Annotated in this window: 18 protein-coding genes; 9 read left to right on the forward strand and 9 right to left on the reverse strand. The window is 68.4% G+C overall.

The window, feature by feature from the left end; translation table 11 throughout:
- Positions 1-59: 59 nt before the first annotated feature.
- The 4 genes from DPR14_RS19970 to DPR14_RS19985 form a co-directional block, all read right to left on the reverse strand.
- Positions 60-383 carry a hypothetical protein gene (locus tag DPR14_RS19970; RefSeq protein ID WP_158046721.1) on the reverse strand — a complete coding sequence of 108 codons (324 nt, stop codon included), beginning with the start codon at positions 381-383 and terminating at the stop codon, positions 60-62.
- A gap of 111 nt (positions 384-494) precedes the next feature.
- A complete protein-coding gene (locus DPR14_RS19975; protein ID WP_158046722.1) occupies positions 495-839 on the reverse strand; it encodes a hypothetical protein in 345 nt (114 codons plus the stop codon).
- 228 nt (positions 840-1,067) lie between these two features.
- The gene (locus DPR14_RS19980) at positions 1,068-1,262 is read right to left on the reverse strand and encodes a hypothetical protein (protein ID WP_158046723.1); all 195 of its coding nucleotides are present in this window, start codon (positions 1,260-1,262) and stop codon (positions 1,068-1,070) included.
- Between the two features lie 114 nt (positions 1,263-1,376).
- A complete protein-coding gene (locus tag DPR14_RS19985) occupies positions 1,377-1,817 on the reverse strand; it encodes a YgjV family protein (RefSeq protein WP_246148369.1) in 441 nt (146 codons plus the stop codon).
- 652 nt (positions 1,818-2,469) lie between these two features.
- Here DPR14_RS19985 and DPR14_RS19990 point away from each other — a divergent pair.
- The 3 genes from DPR14_RS19990 to DPR14_RS20000 are packed head-to-tail and all read left to right on the forward strand — an operon-like array spanning position 2,470 to position 4,548.
- On the forward strand, positions 2,470-3,249 hold the full coding sequence (locus tag DPR14_RS19990; protein WP_158046725.1) for a hypothetical protein: 780 nt from the start codon (positions 2,470-2,472) through the stop codon (positions 3,247-3,249).
- Positions 3,144-3,986, forward strand: a complete 843-nt coding sequence (locus tag DPR14_RS19995) for an SDR family NAD(P)-dependent oxidoreductase (protein ID WP_158046726.1) — start codon at positions 3,144-3,146, stop codon at positions 3,984-3,986. Before DPR14_RS19990 ends, DPR14_RS19995 begins: the two co-directional genes overlap by 106 nt.
- 10 nt (positions 3,987-3,996) lie before the next feature.
- A complete protein-coding gene (locus tag DPR14_RS20000) occupies positions 3,997-4,548 on the forward strand; it encodes a 2,4'-dihydroxyacetophenone dioxygenase family protein (RefSeq protein ID WP_211103830.1) in 552 nt (183 codons plus the stop codon).
- 224 nt (positions 4,549-4,772) lie between these two features.
- Here DPR14_RS20000 and DPR14_RS29145 read toward each other — a convergent pair whose 3' ends face one another.
- From DPR14_RS29145 to DPR14_RS20015, 3 genes are all read right to left on the reverse strand, one after another.
- Positions 4,773-5,192 carry a type II toxin-antitoxin system PemK/MazF family toxin gene (locus tag DPR14_RS29145; protein ID WP_425501045.1) on the reverse strand — a complete coding sequence of 140 codons (420 nt, stop codon included), beginning with the start codon at positions 5,190-5,192 and terminating at the stop codon, positions 4,773-4,775.
- Between the two features lie 164 nt (positions 5,193-5,356).
- A complete protein-coding gene (locus DPR14_RS20010; RefSeq protein ID WP_158046728.1) occupies positions 5,357-6,751 on the reverse strand; it encodes a nucleobase:cation symporter-2 family protein in 1,395 nt (464 codons plus the stop codon).
- A 91-nt stretch (positions 6,752-6,842) separates the two neighbouring features.
- Complete coding sequence (locus DPR14_RS20015; protein WP_158046729.1) at positions 6,843-7,379, reverse strand: aspartyl/asparaginyl beta-hydroxylase domain-containing protein; 537 nt, start codon at positions 7,377-7,379, stop codon at positions 6,843-6,845.
- A gap of 321 nt (positions 7,380-7,700) precedes the next feature.
- Here DPR14_RS20015 and DPR14_RS20020 point away from each other — a divergent pair, with 321 nt between their 5' ends.
- Genes DPR14_RS20020 through DPR14_RS20045 form a run of 6 tightly spaced genes read left to right on the forward strand, consistent with a single transcriptional unit; the run spans position 7,701 to position 14,869 of the window.
- Positions 7,701-9,794 carry a TonB-dependent siderophore receptor gene (locus DPR14_RS20020; protein ID WP_192499050.1) on the forward strand — a complete coding sequence of 698 codons (2,094 nt, stop codon included), beginning with the start codon at positions 7,701-7,703 and terminating at the stop codon, positions 9,792-9,794.
- A 6-nt stretch (positions 9,795-9,800) separates the two neighbouring features.
- Positions 9,801-10,580 carry an ATP-binding cassette domain-containing protein gene (locus tag DPR14_RS20025; protein ID WP_158046731.1) on the forward strand — a complete coding sequence of 260 codons (780 nt, stop codon included), beginning with the start codon at positions 9,801-9,803 and terminating at the stop codon, positions 10,578-10,580.
- A complete protein-coding gene (locus tag DPR14_RS20030; protein WP_158046732.1) occupies positions 10,577-11,476 on the forward strand; it encodes an ABC transporter substrate-binding protein in 900 nt (299 codons plus the stop codon). The genes DPR14_RS20025 and DPR14_RS20030 overlap by 4 nt, the downstream gene beginning before the upstream one ends.
- Complete coding sequence (gene fhuB, locus DPR14_RS20035) at positions 11,469-13,502, forward strand: Fe(3+)-hydroxamate ABC transporter permease FhuB (protein ID WP_246148371.1); 2,034 nt, start codon at positions 11,469-11,471, stop codon at positions 13,500-13,502. Before DPR14_RS20030 ends, fhuB begins: the two co-directional genes overlap by 8 nt.
- Positions 13,503-13,506: 4 nt before the next feature.
- Positions 13,507-14,244, forward strand: coding sequence for a siderophore-iron reductase FhuF (fhuF, locus tag DPR14_RS20040; RefSeq protein ID WP_158046733.1), 738 nt, complete (start codon positions 13,507-13,509; stop codon positions 14,242-14,244).
- A 19-nt stretch (positions 14,245-14,263) separates the two neighbouring features.
- On the forward strand, positions 14,264-14,869 hold the full coding sequence (locus DPR14_RS20045; protein ID WP_211103831.1) for an MSMEG_1061 family FMN-dependent PPOX-type flavoprotein: 606 nt from the start codon (positions 14,264-14,266) through the stop codon (positions 14,867-14,869).
- 22 nt (positions 14,870-14,891) lie between these two features.
- Here DPR14_RS20045 and DPR14_RS20050 read toward each other — a convergent pair whose 3' ends face one another.
- Positions 14,892-16,430, reverse strand: coding sequence for an amidohydrolase family protein (locus DPR14_RS20050; RefSeq protein ID WP_158046734.1), 1,539 nt, complete (start codon positions 16,428-16,430; stop codon positions 14,892-14,894).
- A 26-nt stretch (positions 16,431-16,456) separates the two neighbouring features.
- Positions 16,457-17,287 carry a carbon-nitrogen hydrolase family protein gene (locus DPR14_RS20055; protein ID WP_158046735.1) on the reverse strand — a complete coding sequence of 277 codons (831 nt, stop codon included), beginning with the start codon at positions 17,285-17,287 and terminating at the stop codon, positions 16,457-16,459.
- Positions 17,288-17,294: the final 7 nt, after the last annotated feature.

Below are 17,294 nucleotides of genomic sequence, written 5' to 3' on the forward strand. Positions count from 1 at the left end.
CCTGTTCCGGATAGGAAGGATCTATGCCGAAAGGCGGTGCGCCGGCCGGGTCCTACGCGTCACCGGGTGTCGAACCGCCACCACACGCTAGGCGGCGGCGGACGGTAATAGCGCGGCGGAGCCTGCCAGTGGCGGCGGCCCACGTCGTCATGGCGCCAGATGCGCTCGCGGCGCGTCGCCCGGCGTTCCCCGATGATCTCGCCCAGTTGGACGCAGGCGCGGCGGTTGCCGAAGTCGCAGGCCCGTTTCAAGCTTTGGGACTGGTACGGATTGGACTGGAATTGCCTGCCCCAACGGTCCCCGTGCCGGTCCCGATCGGCCTGGGCCGGGAGAGCGGACAGCAGAAGCAGGGACGCTGATGCGAGCAGGAGCCGGATACCCATGGGGGTCACCTTGCAGATTTGTCTGCAAGGATCAACAGCGGTCCCGGGGGCTTATTCCGCCCCGGCCAGGGGAGCGGCAGAGACGCCGCTCCCCTGGCCGGCCGAACGCGGTCAGAGGCCGGTCGCGGCGGTCTTGGTCGCGGAGTCGACGCGCAGCGTGTCGCCGTCGCGGGACAGCACGAGACGGGCTGCCGGCGAACCCTCGTCACCGGCCAGCTCGATCACGGCGGACTGGCCGGCGGCCAGTTCGTGGATGAAACGCAGGGCCGGCGAACGGTCATCGGCGGCGACGGTGGTGACGACCTCGAACTTGTCCGAAGCGTTGGTGAAATAGACCACGGCGGAGCCGTCACGCAGGGAGACGGTGCGGGCTTGGTCGGCGCTCACGACGTCGGCGGCCGAAGCGGCCGAGGGAACCAGGAGGGCCAAGGCGGCAGCGGCGAGAATGCGACGCATTGTGAAGTCCTTTCGCAGTGCAACAAACTGCGAAGATATATAATAGATTTTGGTTAGGAAAACATGAATTTTTGCACTGCAAAAAAGCTATAGGTGGTCTGCGCCTATGGTATCAGCCCGATCTGGACGCAATGCGACGCTTCCGGGATATGCATACTCGCATTGATTGCCAAGTCGGGCTGACAGCACCTGCGAGCGATGCTGGTCAACCCGACCTGGAAGCCCCGGTTACTTGCGGTCTTTCGGCGGCGTCAGCATCGGCATCCAGAACTGCATGGACATGCGGACCCAGTTCTGGACGAATTCCTGCTGCTGGCGCTGGAATTCGGCGTTCCAGGCGCCGCGCATCATGTTGGCCGACGAATTGAAAGCCGAGAGCCAGACGCTCATGAAGGGGTTCTTGGCGGTGTAAAGGTTCTGCACGGGGACCTCCTGTCCTGGTTGTGAGTCGATACAACATCCCGCAGTGCAAAACGGCACCACGGGACGTTCATCGGCCAACCGGCGGGAGATCGCGGCGCACCGCTTCGGACTGCGTCACGTTGAAGCGGCGAGCCCCGGGAGGGCCGAAGCAGGCGACGCCCTGCGCAGGCGGCGAAGCCCCGGTTCGTTCCGAAGCCGCCAGAGATTGCTGACCAAGCACATGGTGTCCGACGCGAGGCCGAACGGCGAGCCGACCACCATGTTGTGGGTCGCCCATCCCATGGAGCAGAGGATGAAGAAGCCGCGCAGCTTGACGGTATCGGTCTGCCAGCGGCCCAGCGTCGCCATCGCCATGCCGAACGCGGCGCCGGCCGAGGCGAGTCCGTTCCAGGTCAGGACGGTGAGCAGCGCGATCAGCGGGACGGTGGACCAGAACAGGATCGTGGTCGCGCGGTTGCGGCGCTCGGGCAGTGAGGCCGCCGCCTGGACCAGGGTCACGGCGCACATGGCCGAACCGCTCCAGGCACCGAGCAGCCCGTAGTGGATGCCGAACATGATGGTGGCAAAGGCCTGGACGGCGAGAATGGCGCGGCGGTCCTTGAGAAAACCCTAGGACGAACCGGCAATGACGCCGGTGATGCCAAATATTTCGGCGAGCATGGCTCTGGACAGCACTACATGGAAGGGATGGGAAAGACAGGATTGTATATACCTCGGCCGTTGTTCAGCTTGGCGTGCGATGTTTGCCGGGGTGCCATGCGGAAACTGTGCCCTTGATGGCGCACTTGTCACATCCCGGACACACCATCAAGATAGGGTTGCTTTGTTCCGAAAGGGTCGACTGGACGGGCGGCCCCGACTCGCGTCCGGTCCATGACTCCGCTGAAACGGCTTGACTGCCTTGGCTTCAGGTGTCTTCAGCGTCCCGCCGGTTACGTTAAAATTACGTTATCGAACCTTTTCGCATATGACGGAGACGAAAGGCCGAAATTGATTCGATAGATTATGGCCGTTAATTACTTTGAGCATATGCCTCGATCCACGAACATGGATTTGATCCAATTTTCACTGGAATTTCCATGTATTGCAATAAGATGGCAAAATTGGTCCGAGGTCTAACTCCTGCGAATTAGGTAATCATTCGTTAACTTAACGAGCCGTATTTCAGATCCCAACAAGATCACGCTGCGTATGGAGCACGTCGACCATGAAGGACGATCAGAATTCCGGTAAGGACAACGGCCCCTACCTGCTCGGACAGGCCCTCTCGGGTCGGCACCTGCTGGATTCTCCCGGTCCTTCGAACGACATCGACAATGCCGGACCCAGGCGGCCCGATGGCGACACCTATCTGCGGAGTCCCCGGCCCTTGCCCCGACGGCCGAACCGGCGCATCGACCCGCGCGGCCTGAGCGACCGTCCGATCGGGCCGGACCGTTCCGCCGGCATTCCGGACCGTACCGCGGCCGAGCGGATTTCAGCCGCCGCGTCGGCCATGCAGGCCGACCACGACTTCGACCTGGACGACGACGACGACTCCGACGACCTGAACTCGAACGGCTTGGTCTCACGGTCCGGCTGTCCGCGCGGATGGCTGATCAGCGAAGCCGAACTGGCACGCCGTTTCGCCCGCATGGGCGGCCGGTTCGAGGACATCGAGGTGGACACCGAACTGGACCGGCCCGCCGTTGCCGCCAAGCCGGCCCAACCAGCCCCTCGGGATGCCGCGTGCTCCTCTTCCTACACGTCCCTGTTCGACCTGCCCCGCCGTCCCCCGCTTCGAAGCGCTGACCAGGCCTCACTGCGGCAGGGGCTTGAAACTTCCCGCCGCCGACGTGTTTCCTTCTCGGGGAATAGGCCCCACGGGAAGAGGAAATGGATATGTCGAACCACCCTGCCCTGGCATCCGGCCGCGTCGCCGTCGTCACCGGGGCGGCCAGCGGCATCGGCCTCGCCGCGGCACAGCGTTTCGCGGCGCTCGGCATGAAGGTCTGCTTGGCAGACATCGACGCGGACGCCCTGGAAACAGCCGCAGCCGGGATCGGCGGCACGGCCGAGACGCTGGCGATCCCGACCGACGTTTCCGACCGCTCCCAGGTCGAGCGCCTCCGGGACAAGGTCCTGGACCGCTTCGGCGAAGTCGCCGTGCTGATGAACAATGCCGGCCGCGAAGGGGGCGGGAGCCTGTTCGGCGATCCGGCGCGCTGGCGGGCCATCCTCGACACCAACCTGTGGGGTGTCGTCCACGGCGTGCAGGTGTTCGGCCCGGCCATGATCGCCCAGAACTCTCCCGCAGCCATCATCAACACCGGCTCCAAGCAGGGCATCACCTGCCCGCCCGGCGACACCGCATACAACGTGACCAAGTCCGGCGTGAAGGTCGTGACGGAAGCGCTCGCCCACGAGTTGCGCAACACCGAAGGCTGCCAGGTGACCGCCCACCTGCTGATCCCCGGCTTCACCTTCACCGGCTTCACCCGCGTCCGCGTTTCGGAGAAGCCGCCCGGCGCCTGGACGCCCGAGCAGGTTATCGACTTCATGCTGCCGGCCATGGCGGCGGGCGACTTCTACATCCTGTGCCCGGACAACGACGTGACGCGGGAGATGGACGAGAAGCGCATCCGCTGGGCGGCCGAGGACATCATCCGCAACCGCCCCCCGCTGTCCCGCTGGCATCCCCTGTACAAGGAGGAATTCGAGAAGTTCGACCCGAACAAGGGCTGAAAGGGCCGTCATGACCGCCACAGCGAACGATACCGCCACCGCACGCCAGGACCCCAGCCGGGTCGCCTACCAGAAGCCGCAGCCCTTCGGCATGATGCCGGACATCTTCTTCGGCAGCGCCCTGGACCTCGGCGACGACGACCGTTCCTGGGTGCCCCAGGCCGACGGCGTCTGGTTCAAGCCGCTGATCCTCAACGTCAACCAGGGCTACTATGTCAACCTGCTGAAGGTCCGCCAATCCGGCGTGCTGTCCCGCCACCGCCATTCCGGCCCGGTCCACGCCTTCACCCTGCGCGGCTCGTGGCACTACCTGGAGCATGACTGGGTCGCCCGCGAGGGCGACTACGCCTTCGAACCGCCGGGCGAGACCCACACGCTCGTCGTGCCGGAGGGCGTGGAGGAGATGGTGACCCTGTTCCACGTGACCGGCGGCTACACCTATGTCGATCCCATGGGCGAGGCGCTGGGCTACGAGGACGTCTTCACCAAGCTCGCCAACGCCCGCCGCCACTTCGACGCGATCTGCCTTGGCGCCGACCACGTCCAGCGCTTGGTGCGGTGAGGCGGGGAGCCGCAGTCAACGTTCGATTGCGGCAGTGATGGCCGCGTCGATGGCTTTAACCGAGAAATGCAAAACCCCGCCAAAGCGGGGTTTTGCTGACACTCAAGCAAGTTAGCGATACCCCTACCACCACACCCCGCCCAAGCGGCCAGACAAGCTGGACTTAAATGCCGGTGCGACCGGCGACACCTGAAATATGGCTTGGAGATCGGTTCACGTCAAGATTAAACGCCGATGCCAGCCCGCACACAGGCCTTAACGCGATCCATCGTGACAGTGTCGAGAAGACGTTTATCAACAACATAGCCTCCATCCTCTCCACGCGAGAAGAGAAACCGCAGTCTATGAAAACCAACAGTCAAAACTATATCGCCTTTCAACCACATAGTAGGCTCACTATAAGGCGGCGGCAATGGCGGATTGAGTGTGATCTGCATATGGCGCGAAAGTATTATTCTTGGAGGAGAAGTGCTTAGGGGTACAATTGTACAGAGAGAACTCCGTCCGGGAATCGGTGGAGATAACACTATAGCGGGACGCCGCTTACCCATCTCTGGTTCGCGAAAACCCTCGTTGAGGTCTACTCGCACGATAGTGCCGGGCGCTGGATGACCTTGAACCCTCACAACCCACACCCCGACCATTTTCAATGGTGGTATTACATAGAAAGGCCTACACCTCAAAGCCTTTTGGGGTACATTTTGTTCAAATTCGGAATCCGACTGACCCAAGAGTCACCGGCCCTGCTCCATACCGCGAGCTCAATCATCTCAGGTTGAGCAGGGCCGATCATGAAGTGCACAAACCCTCACACGTGCTCGGCCGCCGCCGCCGCGGAGGCCTCGCCGCGGGCGTGCTCCGCGCTCTTCATGCCATTGAAGAAGGCGTTCAGGGCGACCGCGACGATGGCCGCCAGCAGGATGCCGGATTCCAGCAGCGGATGCAGGGCGTGGGGCAGGTTCTTGAAGAAGTTGGGGGCGACCAGCGGGATCATGCCGAACCCGATGGAGATCGCGACGATGAACAGGTTGTTCGGATTGTGGCGGAAATCGACGGCGGTCAGGATCCGGGCGCCGGTCGCCGCGACCATGCCGAACATCACCAGCCCTGCCCCGCCGAGCACCACCACCGGCACCGCTTCGACCAGCGCCGCCATCTTGGGCAGCAGGCCGAGGATCAGCATGATCACGCCGCCCGCCACCGTGACCCAGCGCGACCGCACCCCGGTGACGCCGACAAGGCCGACATTCTGCGAGAACGAGGTGTAGGGAAAGGTGTTGAAGATGCCGCCCAGCAGCGTGCCGACGCCGTCCGCACGCAGGCCCCGGGTCAGCGAAGCCTGGTTCACCTCGCGGCCGGTGATGTCGCCCAGCGCCAGGAACATGCCGAGCGACTCGATCATGACGACCAGCATCACGATGCACATGGTCAGGATCGGGATCAGGTGGAACTGGGGCATGCCGAAATGGAAGGGCAGCACCAGGTCGAACCATGCCGCGGTCGCGACCTTCTCGAAATGCATCAGGCCCAGCGACGCCGCAAGCACTGACCCGGCGACGATGCCCAGCAGCACCGCGATGTTGGCGACGAACCCCTTGCCCCACTTGATCAGGGCCAGGATCACCAGCAGCACGAACAGGGCGATGCCCAGCCCGTTCACCTGCCCGTAGTTGGGATTGGGGAAGGCCGCCGGCACGCCGTCCACCATCTTCGTCAGCATCGGCAGCCCTCCGCCGGCCCAGTTGATCCCGACCCGCATCAGGGAGATGCCGATCACCAGGATGATGGTGCCGGTCACGACCGGTGGAAAAAGCGGCAATAACCTGCTGATGAAGGGTGCAACCACGATCCCGAACACGCCGGCCGCGATGACCGAGCCGTAGATCCCCAGCAGCCCGACGTCGGGCGCCGCGGCCATGGACAGCATGGGGCCGACCGACGCGAAGGTCACCCCCATCATGACCGGCAACCGGATGCCGACCCCGCGGAAACCCACGCACTGGACCAGCGTCGCCAATCCGCAGGCGAACAGGTCGGCGCTGATCAGGAAGGCTACGTCCTCCGGCGGAAGGCTGAGCGCCCGCCCGATGATCAGCGGCACCGCGACGGCGCCGGCATACATCACCAGCACGTGCTGCAAGGCCAGGGGTATCAGCCGCGGCAGCGGCAATCGTTGGTCCACGGGGTGGGTAGTGGTCGCCATGGGAATCCTCTGCGCCAAGAATGCATCCTTGGGCGCAGAGGATTGCAACAATTACGCCACAATTCCACCGATCCGGTGTCCGGCCGATCCGTTACTGCCCCTGGCCATAAGCCAGGACGTGCTCGGGATAATGGACATCCGCGGCGGGATCGCGCTTGAAGTCGAGCAGCAGGACGACCCGCGTCTCGCCGCTGCGGTTCCAGGCCTCGTGCTCGGTCGTGTCGTCGAACAGCATCAGGCCGCCGGGGGTCCATGACTTGGTCTCCGGCCCGACGCGGATCGCGCAGTCCGGGGGCGTCAGCAAGCCCAGATGGGCGCGCAGGACCTCGCCGGTATAGCCGAAATGCGGCCCGATATAGGTCCCGGGCGCCAGCGAGGAGAAGCCGGCGGTGAGCAGTCCGGGGATGCCCTCTATGGCCCGGGTGGTGCGAGGGCAGAGTGCGCAATGCTCCTCCACCTTCTGGCCGAACTTGTAGAGCGGGAACACCGTCCAGTTCCCGTCGTAGATGCTCTTCTCGGGCCAAGCGATGAAATACTTGTCGGAGAGGGCGAGCAGTTCCGCCCGGATGTCCATCCAGGCATCGGAAAGGGCGGCCAGTTCCGGCACCTGCGCCGGGTCCATGAACATGATTGCACCTCGTGAATACAATGAAACTCAAAAGAGAACCATAGTGGCACATACTACCCGTCAAGGGCAATCGACCCCACATTCCTGAGCTTCGGTGGCACCTGTTCCTTGCCGGCCGGGCTACATCGTCACCACGTCCCTCAATTGACTACCCCAACCAAACATATTGCAAGTCACTCTCATTATCATTAGCGTCCCGCAGCACCGTCCGGCGGTTCCCCGACCGGCCGCCCTGTTTCTATCTTCTGCGGGACACTTCCGATGCCTTCCCAAGTTCGCCCAAATTCCCTCCTGGCAAGACTGCTGGGAGCCGCGGCGGTCATGATCCTTCCCGCGGCCATTCCCGCAGGCGCTTCCGCCCAGGGGACCGAAGGCGACCAGATCGTCCTGCCGCCCATCTCCGTCGAAACGGCGGCCCCGACCGGCACCGGCCCGGTGCAAGGCTACGTGGCACCGGTGACGTCGACCGCGACCAAGACCGACACGCCCCTGATCGAGACGCCGCAGTCGATCTCCGTCATCACCCGCGACCAGCTCGACGACCGCGCCGTCCAGTCCATCACGGAGGCGCTGGGCTACACCGCCGGCACCTTCTCGGGCACCATCGCCGACCCGCGATTCGACGATCCCAACATCCGCGGGTTCAGCGCCGGCCCCAACCAGTTCCTGGACGGGCTGCGCATCCTGCGCACCTTCGGGGCGCCGGCGATCGAGCCCTACGGCCTGGAGCGGGTCGAGGTGCTGCGCGGCCCCTCCTCCGTGCTGTACGGCCAGTCGGTGCCGGGCGGGCTGGTCAACATGGTCAGCAAGCGCCCGACCGGGCAGAGCTTCGGCGAAGTCAACCTCCAGGCCGGCAGCCACGACCGCTACCAGGGCTCCTTCGACCTGGGCGGCCCGCTCGACCGGGAGGGACGGTTCCTCTACCGGCTGACGGCGCTGGGCCGCAAGAGCGACACGCAGATGGATTATGTGGAGGACGACCGCTGGTTCGTCGCCCCGGCGCTGACCTGGAAGCCTGACGCCGACACGAGGCTGACCCTGCTCGGCCGCTTCCAGCACGACAAGGCGCAGTCGCCGCCGGGCCTGCCCGCCGTCGGCACCCTCTTCGGCAGCCCGTTCGGCGACATCTCCACCAGCTTCTATCCGGGCGAGCCGACCTTCCGCGACAGCGAGCTGGAGCTGTCCAGCATCGGCTACGATTTCGAGCACCGCATCGACGACACTTTCACGATCCGGCAGAACGCCCGGTACCTGCATCTCAGCTTCGACTACGACACGCTGTTCACGTCGGGCCTGGCCGCCGACCAGCGCACGCTCCAGCGCGGCAGCCTGGTCCAGCGCGAAAGCTCCGACACCGTCAACATCGACACCTCGGGACAGGCGAAGTTCGCCACCGGCCCGCTGGGCCACACGGCGCTGCTGGGCGTGGATTACCGCCGCTTCTGGGGCGACACCCGAACCGGCTTCGGCGCCGCCCCATCGCTCGACCTGCTGAACCCGGTCTACGGGCAGGCGATCGCCCTGCCCGCGATCGGCACCGACAGGGACGACGACCTCAGCCAGATCGGCGTCTATGTCCAGGACCAGGTCAGGCTCGACAAGTGGCTGCTGACCCTGGGCGGGCGCCATGACTGGGTCGAGACCGAGCAGCGCAGCCGCATCACCGGCGCCGCCACCAGCCAGGACGACAGCGCCTTCACCGGCCGCGCCGCCCTGATGTACCTGTTCGACGGCGGCTTCGCTCCCTATGTCAGCTACACCACCTCCTTCGACCCGGTGATCGGCACCCAGGCGCCCCAGCGCGGCGGCGGCAGTTTCGAGCCGACCGAGGGCGAACAGTACGAGGTCGGCGTCAAGTACCAGCCCCCCGGCAGCAACAGCTTCTTCACCGCGGCCCTGTTCGACCTGACCCGGACCAACGTCACCACCACCGATCCCGACTTCCCGACCTTCCAGGTCCAGACCGGCGAGGCACGGGTCCGAGGCATCGAGCTGGAGGCGACCGCCAGCCTGATGCGGGGCCTGGACGTCACCGCCGCCTATACCTACCTCGATTCGGAAGTGACCGAGAGCAACGCCGGGACCGAGGGAAACCGGCTCGCCGCCGTGCCCGAGCACCTCGCCAGCCTGTGGGGCGACTACAGCTTCCCGGAGGGCAGCGCCCTGGAAGGCTTCGGCCTGGGTGCCGGCGTTCGCCATGTCGGCTCCCGCTTCGGCAACGAGGCCAACGACATCAAGGTGCCGGGCGTCACCCTGTTCGACGCCGCGATCCGTTACGATTTCGACCGCTTCCGCGTCGCGCTGAACGCCAACAACCTGTTCGACAAGGAATATGTGACCTCGTGCGGCAGCGTCGGCGGCTGCTACTACGGCAACCGCCTCGCGGTGATCTCCACCCTGACATACCGCTGGTAACCCGCCTTGGACGGAAACCTGTACGAACTCCAGGGCGCCGCTTTCGGCGTGCCCGGCCGCGACCTGCTCCACCCGCTCGACCTGACCTTGTCCGGGCGCCGCATCCACGGGCTGATCGGCCCGAACGGATCGGGCAAGAGCACGCTGGTCAAGCTGCTGGCCGGGCAGCAGAAGCCCACGCGCGGGACCGTCCGGTTCGCCGGCAGGCCGGTCGGCGACTGGGCCGGACGCGCCTTCGCCCGCAAGGTGGCCTATCTGCCCCAGTTCACCCCGGCCGCCGACGGCATGACCGTGCGCGAGCTGGTGGCGCTCGGCCGGTTCCCGTGGCACGGCACCCTCGGGCGGGTCACGGCATTGGACCGATCGGCCGTGGGGGAGGCGATCGCGCGCACCGGCATGGCGGGCTTGGCCGAACGGCTGGTCGATACCCTGTCCGGCGGCGAGCGGCAGCGCGCCTGGCTCGCCATGATGCTGGCCCAGGACACCGAATGCCTGCTGCTGGACGAGCCGACCTCGGCCCTCGACGTGGCGCACCAGGTCGAGGTCCTGGCCCTGGTGCGCCGGCTTAGCCTGGAGCGGTCGCTGGGCGTCGTGGTCGTCCTGCACGACGTCAACATGGCGGCGCGCTATTGCGACGAGATCCTGGCGCTCGGCGACGGCCGCCTGGTCGCCCGTGGCTCCCCGGCGGAGATCATGCGGCCGGAAATGCTGGCGCGGATCTACGGCCTGCCCATGGGCGTGCTGCCCCACCCGGCGACCGGCCAGCCGATCGGCTACGTCCAATGACGGCGACCGCCGCCCTCTCCCGGCGGGCCTTCTGCGGGGCCGCCGCCCTGCTCGGCCTGCTGCCGTCCGGCCTCGCCGCGGCCCCGGCACCTGCGCCGTCGCGCGTCGCCGCGGTGGACTGGGCCATGCTGGAGACGGTGCTGGCGCTCGGCCTGATGCCGGTCGCCGGTACCGAACTGGTCCACTACGCCCGCTGGGTCGTGACGCCGCCGGTACCGGCCCCCGTCGCCGACCTGGGCCTGCGCGGCGCGCCCAACCTGGAGCTGCTGCTGCGGACCGCCCCCGACCTGATCCTCAGCTCCCATTTCTACGCCGGCATCCGGCACCGCCTCGGCCGGATCGCGCCGGTGCGGGAATCCTCGATCAACGCCCCGAACGGCCGCCCCTATGCCCGCGCGCTGGCCGAAACCGTCGAGCTGGGGGCCTTGCTGGGCCGGGTCGACGCCGCCCGGACGCTGGTGGACACGACCGAAGCGGCCATGGACACCCACCGCCGCACCCTGGCCGGAACCGCCCGGCGCCCCGTCCTGGTGATGAATTTCGGCGACAGCCGCCATATCCGCACCTTCGGCGCCGACAGCCTGCTCGGCTCCGTGCTGGAACGGCTGGGCCTGCCCAACGCCTGGACCGACCGGACGCAGTACCGGGCCTCGGCCACCGTCGGCATCGAGCGGCTGGCGGAGATGCCGGACGCCGTCCTGGTCGTGGTCGAGCCCACCCCTCCCGGCGTCGAGCCGGTGCTGGACTCAAGTCCGCTGTGGCACGCGCTGCCCGGCGTGCGCGCCGGCTCGCTGGTCCGCCTGCCTGCCGTCAATTCCTTCGGCGCGCTGCCCGCCGCCGCCCGCTTCGCGGACCTGCTGGTGCCGCGCCTGACCGGGAATCCTGCCCGTGGCTGACCTCGCCGCCCCTTGCCCGCACCCGCCGGCCGTGCCGCGCGGCCCCGCCCTCCTCGCGTTGGCGCTGGGGCTTGCGGCCGCGGTCCTGGCGTTCCGGGAACTCCACCTCCTGCTGCCCGTGGACCGCTGGCCCGGCGCGCTGCTGGCGCCGGACCTGATGGACATGGACCAGGTGCTGTTCAACTACAGCGCCCTGCCCCGCCTCGCGATGGCGCTGCTGTGCGGGGCGGCGCTCGGGCTGTCCGGCGCGCTGTTCCAGCGCGTTCTGCGCAACCCGATCGCGGAGCCCTCGACCCTCGGCATCTCGGCCGGCGCCCAACTCGCCCTCGGCGCCGCGACGCTCCACGCCCCCGCCCTGATGGAGGCCTCGCGCGAAGCGGTGGCGCTGGCCGGAGCGGTCGCCGCCATGCTGCTGGTCCTGGCGCTGTCGTGGCGCCAGGACCTCCGTCCGGTCTCCGTCGTGCTGTCCGGGCTGGTGGTCGGGCTGACCTGCGCCGCCCTCGGCGCCACGCTGATCCTGCTGAACGGCGACTACCTGATGTCGCTGTTCATCTGGGGCGGCGGCTCGCTCAGCCAGCAGGGCTGGGGCGACGCCCTGACCCTGCTGCCCCGCCTGGCAGCCGCCGGCATCGCCTCGGCCCTGCTGATGCGCCCGCTGGTCCTGCTGGGCCTGGACGACGCGGCGGCCCGCAACCTCGGCGTGGCGCTCCACGCGACGCGCCTCGCCATCCTGCTGGTGGCGGTCTGGCTGGCCGCTTCCGTGGTGGCGCTGGTCGGCATCGTCGGCTTCGTAGGCCTCGCGGCGCCGACCTTCGCCCGCCTCGCCGGCGCCCGCACGCCGCGGCAGGCGATGGCCTGGGCTCCCGTCATCGGCGCCCTGCTGCTGTGGCTGGCCGACGCCGCCACCCAGACCCTTGCCGGCGGCCAAGCCAGCCTGGTCCCGACCGGCGCCATGACCGCCCTGCTGGGCGGGCCGCTGCTGCTCTGGATGCTGCCCCGGCTGCACGCTCTGGCCGGGCCGACCGACGCCGGGACCGCCTCGACCGGCATCGGGCGCACCGTCGCGCACCCCTGGCGCTTGGTCGCCGGGCTGGCCCTGGCGCTGCCGCTGCTGTGCTGGGCGGCGCTGGCGCTCGGCACCGGGCCGGACGGCTGGACACTGGCGACCGGCGACCAGTTCGCCCGGCTGCTGCCCTGGCGGGGTCCGCGCCTCGCAGCATCCCTCGCCGCCGGCGCGATGCTGGGGGCGGCGGGAACCATCCTCCAGCGCCTGACCGGCAACCCCATGGCGAGCCCGGAAGTGCTCGGCATCAGCTCGGGCGCCGGGCTCGGCCTGGCGGTGCTGATGCTGACCGCCGCCGCCCCGGGCCGGCTGGAACAGCTCGGCGCGACCTCGGCCGGAGCGGCGGCGACGCTGGCCGTCATGCTCCTGCTGGCCCGCCGGTCCTCCTTCGCGCCGGAACGGCTGCTGCTGGCCGGCGTGGCGCTGGCGTCGTTCTGCGGCGCGGTCCTGGCCGCCATCATGGCGAGCGGCGACATCCGGGCGTTCCAGCTGCTCGGCTGGATCACCGGATCGACCTACGGCATGGAGGCGCGGGACGCCGTCCTGGCGGGCGCCGCCGCCCTGGCCCTGCTGCTGGTCGTGCCGCTGACCGCCCGCTGGCTGGAGATCCTGCCGCTGGGCGAGACAGCCGCCCGCGGCCTGGGCCTTCCGCTGGGTGGCAGCCGGCTGTGCCTGGTCGTTCTGGCCGCGCTGCTCAGCGCCGCCGCGACCCTGGTCGTAGGCCCGCTCAGCTTCATCGGGCTGATGGCGCCGCACCTCGCACGCTTGGCCGGACTGCGCCGGCCGCTGACCCACCTGGCGGGCGCCGTCCTGCTGGGAGCGCTCCTGATGGGCCTGTCGGACTGGCTGTCGCGAACGCTGGCGTTCCCCTATCAGCTTCCGGTCGGCCTGCTCGCGACGCTGGTCGGCGGTCCCTACCTGATGTGGCTGCTGGCCCGCCCCGCGGGATCGGGCCGGAGCTGACGGGATGGAAACTCCCGCCCTCGCCCCCTTCGACTTCCTGACCGGCCCGGCCGGCCGGTTCGGTGCCCGGCTGGTTCCGCCGGAGTCCGCTCCGCGAGCCATCCCGGCGGCGGCCCTGGTCGCCGAGGGCGGCCTGGATCTGGCGCTCGGAACCCTGCGGGCCAGGTATCCCGGCGCCGAGGCGCGGGCATTGCTTTCGCTTTGGTCCCGCCATTATTTCCACACGCTGATTCCCCCGGTGGTGCTGGGCGCGCTGCTGGCCGGCCGGACACTCCCCCTCCGCCTCTCAGAAACGGCGGTCGACTTGAACGGCGACGGCGTACCCGCCGCGATCGTCCTGCCCCATGAGGGAACCGCCGCCGGCCCGGTCGCCGCGGCCGATGCGCTCGGCCCGCTCGCCCGCGACCACCTGGAACCCCTGATCGACGGCCTCGCCGCGCAGGCCGGGGTTTCGCCGCGGGTGCTGTGGGCCAATGCCGCCGGGTACCTGCACTGGGTGGTCGAACTGCTCGCCGGCGAGAACCCGGCCGCCCCGGCGCTCGCCGACGCCAACGCCTTGATCCACCGGAGCGCATGGCCGGACGGCTGGCGCAACGCGCTGGACGAGCCGATGCGCCACGCCGGCGGACCCGAGGGCCGGCAAGCCTGGCGCAAGGTGTGCTGCCTGCTGTACCGCGTCCCCGGCCGGGACCTGTGCCCCTACTGCCCCCTGGCGCTGCGCGACGGCCGCCGAAAACAATGACCCGAAAGGACCCCCGCCCATGGACAGTGCCCCGATGGACTGGTTCGACGACGCCTACGGCATCCGCAGCGTCGAAGCGCTGGCCGCCCGTTATCCCAAGCCGCACGAGAAGGTGGTCGGCAAGCAGATCGACCGGCTGGACGCCCATTCCCGCACGCTGATCGCGGCATCCCCCTTCCTGGTGCTGGCGACCGTCGGCACGGCCGGCACCGACTGTTCGCCGCGCGGCGGCAAGCCCGGCTTCGCCCGGGTCCACGACGACCACACGCTGCTGCTGGCGGACTGGCCGGGCAACAACCGGCTCGACAGCCTGCGCAACATCGTCCAGAACCCGGCGGTCGGGCTGGTCTTCCTGCTTCCGGGCATGGGCGAGGTGTTCCGGGTCAACGGCCGGGCTCGGCTGTCCGCCCATCCCGACCTGCTCGACCGCTTCGCGGAGGACGGCAAGCCACCCCGCTCGGTCATCGTCATCACCGTGACCGAAGCCTTCATCCACTGCCCACGCGCCATCGCCGTCGCCGACCTGTGGAACCCGGAGAAGCACGTCGACCTGTCGGCGCTGCCCAGCGCCCGCAGCATCTTCGAGGCCCACGTCGAGCTGTCGTCCCGGAAGGCCCGGGCCTGAAACGGCGCCGGGCCTCAAGGCCTCAGAACATCGCGGACTGGCCGTAGAACGGCTTGGCCTCCTCCTCCCGGATGTAGCCGTCGTAGAAGGACTTGACGTGCGGGAACACGGCGTTGCCGAGGTCCCGGCGGGCGACCTCGTCGGGCGTGCGGGGCCTGGAAAGGATCTCGGCGATCTCCGCCAGCACCTGGTCGCGGTCGATGCGGGTGAAGCGGCCCTCGGCGTAGACGAGTTCGCCGTCGATATAGACCGCGTCGACCGCGCTGGTCTTGGCCCGCTGGATGACGGCGTCCAGCATCGGGATGTCGGGGTCCTGGAACGGGTAGGTCGCGGTCTTCCAATTGATCAGCACCGCGTCGAAGAAACGGCCGGGGTCCAGGCGGCCGATCTGCTCGCCGAAGGCGGTGGTGCGGGCGCCCGACTCGGTCGCCATCCTCAGCACCTGCGGGCAGGTCGGCACGTCGTCCTCCATCCCCGGCGTGCGGTGGACCCGCAGCGCCAGCCGCATCTCCTGGAGCATGTCGCGGTCGTCGTTGATCCCGGCCTCGTCCAGGCCCATGCCGACGGTGACCCCCTTCTTCTCGAAGAAGTTCAGAGGCGCGATGCCGGAGCGCAGGCGGAAATTGGACGAGCAGTTGTGGCAGATGCAGGTGCCGGTATCGGCGGTGATGTCGATGTCCTCCTCGGTCAGCCAGACGCCGTGACCCAGAGTCATGCGCGGCCCGAGCAGGCCCAGGTCGTGGAGGTGGCGCACGGCGGTCTTGCCGGTGCGGCGCATCGCGTATTCCTTCTGGTACGCGGTCTCCAGCAGGTGCATGTGCATCGGCACGCCCGCGGCCTTCGATTTCTCGTTCAGCGCCAGCAGCCCCTCGTCGGTGCACCAGTGCAGGTTGGCAGGGGCCAGCTGGATGCGGGTCAGGCGCTGGCCCTCGTTCTCGCGAGTCAGCTGGTCGAACAGGGTCAGGAAATCCTCGAACGGCAGGGCCTGGGACTTCAGGTACTTCAGCAGGTCGGAACCGAGCGGCTTGGGCAGGCGCTCGCAGAACGCCTCGTCGGCCTCGTAGACCAGCCGGTTCTGCTCGCGGACGGCATAGCAATAGGACGCGCGCATGCCGAGGTCGCGATAGGCCCCCAGCACCTTCGAGGCGGCACCGTGGACCGCGTCGTAGCCGCCCTGCATCCAGCCGTGGATATGCTGCACGGTGGTGATTCCGGACGAGATCATTTCGAACGCGGAATAGAGCGTGTCGAGGTAGAGGTCGATCCGGCGGGCCGGCATCCGGCTGGCGAACCACAGTTCCAGCGCATGGTCCGGCGAGCCGAGCTGGAGCGGCGTCAGGCCCACATGGTGGTGGCTGTTGACGAAGCCCGGCAGCATGACATGGTCCGGATAACTGCGCACCGACGCCAGCGGAGCCAGCCGCTTCATCTCGTCGAGGGTTCCGGCGGCGGCGACGACCCCGCCGCGCGACAGCACCGCGCCGTCCTCGATGACGACGGGGGTGTGGCGGTCCTGGATGCCGGTGACGACCCAGCGGGCCTGGACGATGAGGTCTCCCATGGGGGACTCCTTGGTGTTCATGATCGTTAGGGAACGAGGGTGCGGAGCCGGCGGGCGGTCGGATTGCGTTCCGCGGCGAGCGAGAGACGGGCGGGATCGATGTCGGCAAGCACGGCGGCTCCCGGACCGGAGACGACCGCGCCGTCCGGTCCGACCGCGACCGTGTCGCCATCGTGGCGGACGGTGCGGCCGTTGATCGTTTCGATACCGGACCGGGCAGCGGAGACGGCGTAGACCGCGTTGGCCCGGGCATGGGTGCGCAGTTCGGCCAGGAAGAGGTCGTCGGGATCGTCGGGCGCCGGGCCTGCCACCAGCACCGCGACCACGTCGGCCCCCGCCGCGACCGCCGCGCGCCAGCATTCGGGGAACCGGCGGTCGTAGCAGACCAGCGCCGCCAGCCGGATCGGCCCGATCCGGACGGTCCCGATCCGGGCCGGACCGGCGGCGAAATGATCGACCTCGCCGAACCGCTCGCCGAGGGCGGCGGGCGGCAGGTGGATCTTCAGCGCGATCGCTTCGGCGATCCCCTCCGGCCGGGCGAGGACCGCCGCGTTGAACGGCTTGCCCGGCCCGCCCGGCGACAGCGCCATGCCGAACAGGATCGGTACGCCCAGGCGGGACGCGACCCCGGCCGCCCATGCCGCGGTCGGGCCGTCCAGCGGTTCGGCGGGATGGCGGAAGCGGCCGGGGTCCTCCGCCGCGGCATAGGGCACGGCGAACAGCTCCGGCAGGATCACCAGATCGGCGCCGGCCCGGGCAAGCGCCTCGGCGGCCCGCTCCGCCCCGGCGAGGGCGCAGCCTTGCCCGTCGCCGGCCGGCCCCGTCGAGGCCGCGCCGACTCGAAAGAGTCTTTCCATGAAGGAT

The sequence above is a fragment of the Skermanella pratensis genome, from assembly GCF_008843145.1.
In the GTDB taxonomy this organism is placed as follows: Bacteria; Pseudomonadota; Alphaproteobacteria; order Azospirillales; family Azospirillaceae; genus Skermanella; species Skermanella pratensis.

Coding starts and splice junctions, on each gene's coding strand:
- fhuF (WP_158046733.1), top strand. CDS start 13,507: ATGGAAACTCCCGCCCTCGCCCCCTTCGACTTCCTGACCGGCCCGGCC.
- DPR14_RS19985 (WP_246148369.1), bottom strand. CDS start 1,817: ATGTTCGGCATCCACTACGGGCTGCTCGGTGCCTGGAGCGGTTCGGCC.
- DPR14_RS20015 (WP_158046729.1), bottom strand. CDS start 7,379: ATGTTCATGGACCCGGCGCAGGTGCCGGAACTGGCCGCCCTTTCCGAT.
- DPR14_RS20045 (WP_211103831.1), top strand. CDS start 14,264: ATGGACAGTGCCCCGATGGACTGGTTCGACGACGCCTACGGCATCCGC.
- DPR14_RS19975 (WP_158046722.1), bottom strand. CDS start 839: ATGCGTCGCATTCTCGCCGCTGCCGCCTTGGCCCTCCTGGTTCCCTCG.
- DPR14_RS29145 (WP_425501045.1), bottom strand. CDS start 5,192: ATGGTCGGGGTGTGGGTTGTGAGGGTTCAAGGTCATCCAGCGCCCGGC.
- DPR14_RS19995 (WP_158046726.1), top strand. CDS start 3,144: ATGTCGAACCACCCTGCCCTGGCATCCGGCCGCGTCGCCGTCGTCACC.
- DPR14_RS19990 (WP_158046725.1), top strand. CDS start 2,470: ATGAAGGACGATCAGAATTCCGGTAAGGACAACGGCCCCTACCTGCTC.
- DPR14_RS20050 (WP_158046734.1), bottom strand. CDS start 16,430: ATGGGAGACCTCATCGTCCAGGCCCGCTGGGTCGTCACCGGCATCCAG.
- DPR14_RS20020 (WP_192499050.1), top strand. CDS start 7,701: ATGATCCTTCCCGCGGCCATTCCCGCAGGCGCTTCCGCCCAGGGGACC.
- DPR14_RS20010 (WP_158046728.1), bottom strand. CDS start 6,751: ATGGCGACCACTACCCACCCCGTGGACCAACGATTGCCGCTGCCGCGG.
- DPR14_RS20030 (WP_158046732.1), top strand. CDS start 10,577: ATGACGGCGACCGCCGCCCTCTCCCGGCGGGCCTTCTGCGGGGCCGCC.
- DPR14_RS20000 (WP_211103830.1), top strand. CDS start 3,997: ATGACCGCCACAGCGAACGATACCGCCACCGCACGCCAGGACCCCAGC.
- DPR14_RS20055 (WP_158046735.1), bottom strand. CDS start 17,287: ATGGAAAGACTCTTTCGAGTCGGCGCGGCCTCGACGGGGCCGGCCGGC.
- DPR14_RS19970 (WP_158046721.1), bottom strand. CDS start 383: ATGGGTATCCGGCTCCTGCTCGCATCAGCGTCCCTGCTTCTGCTGTCC.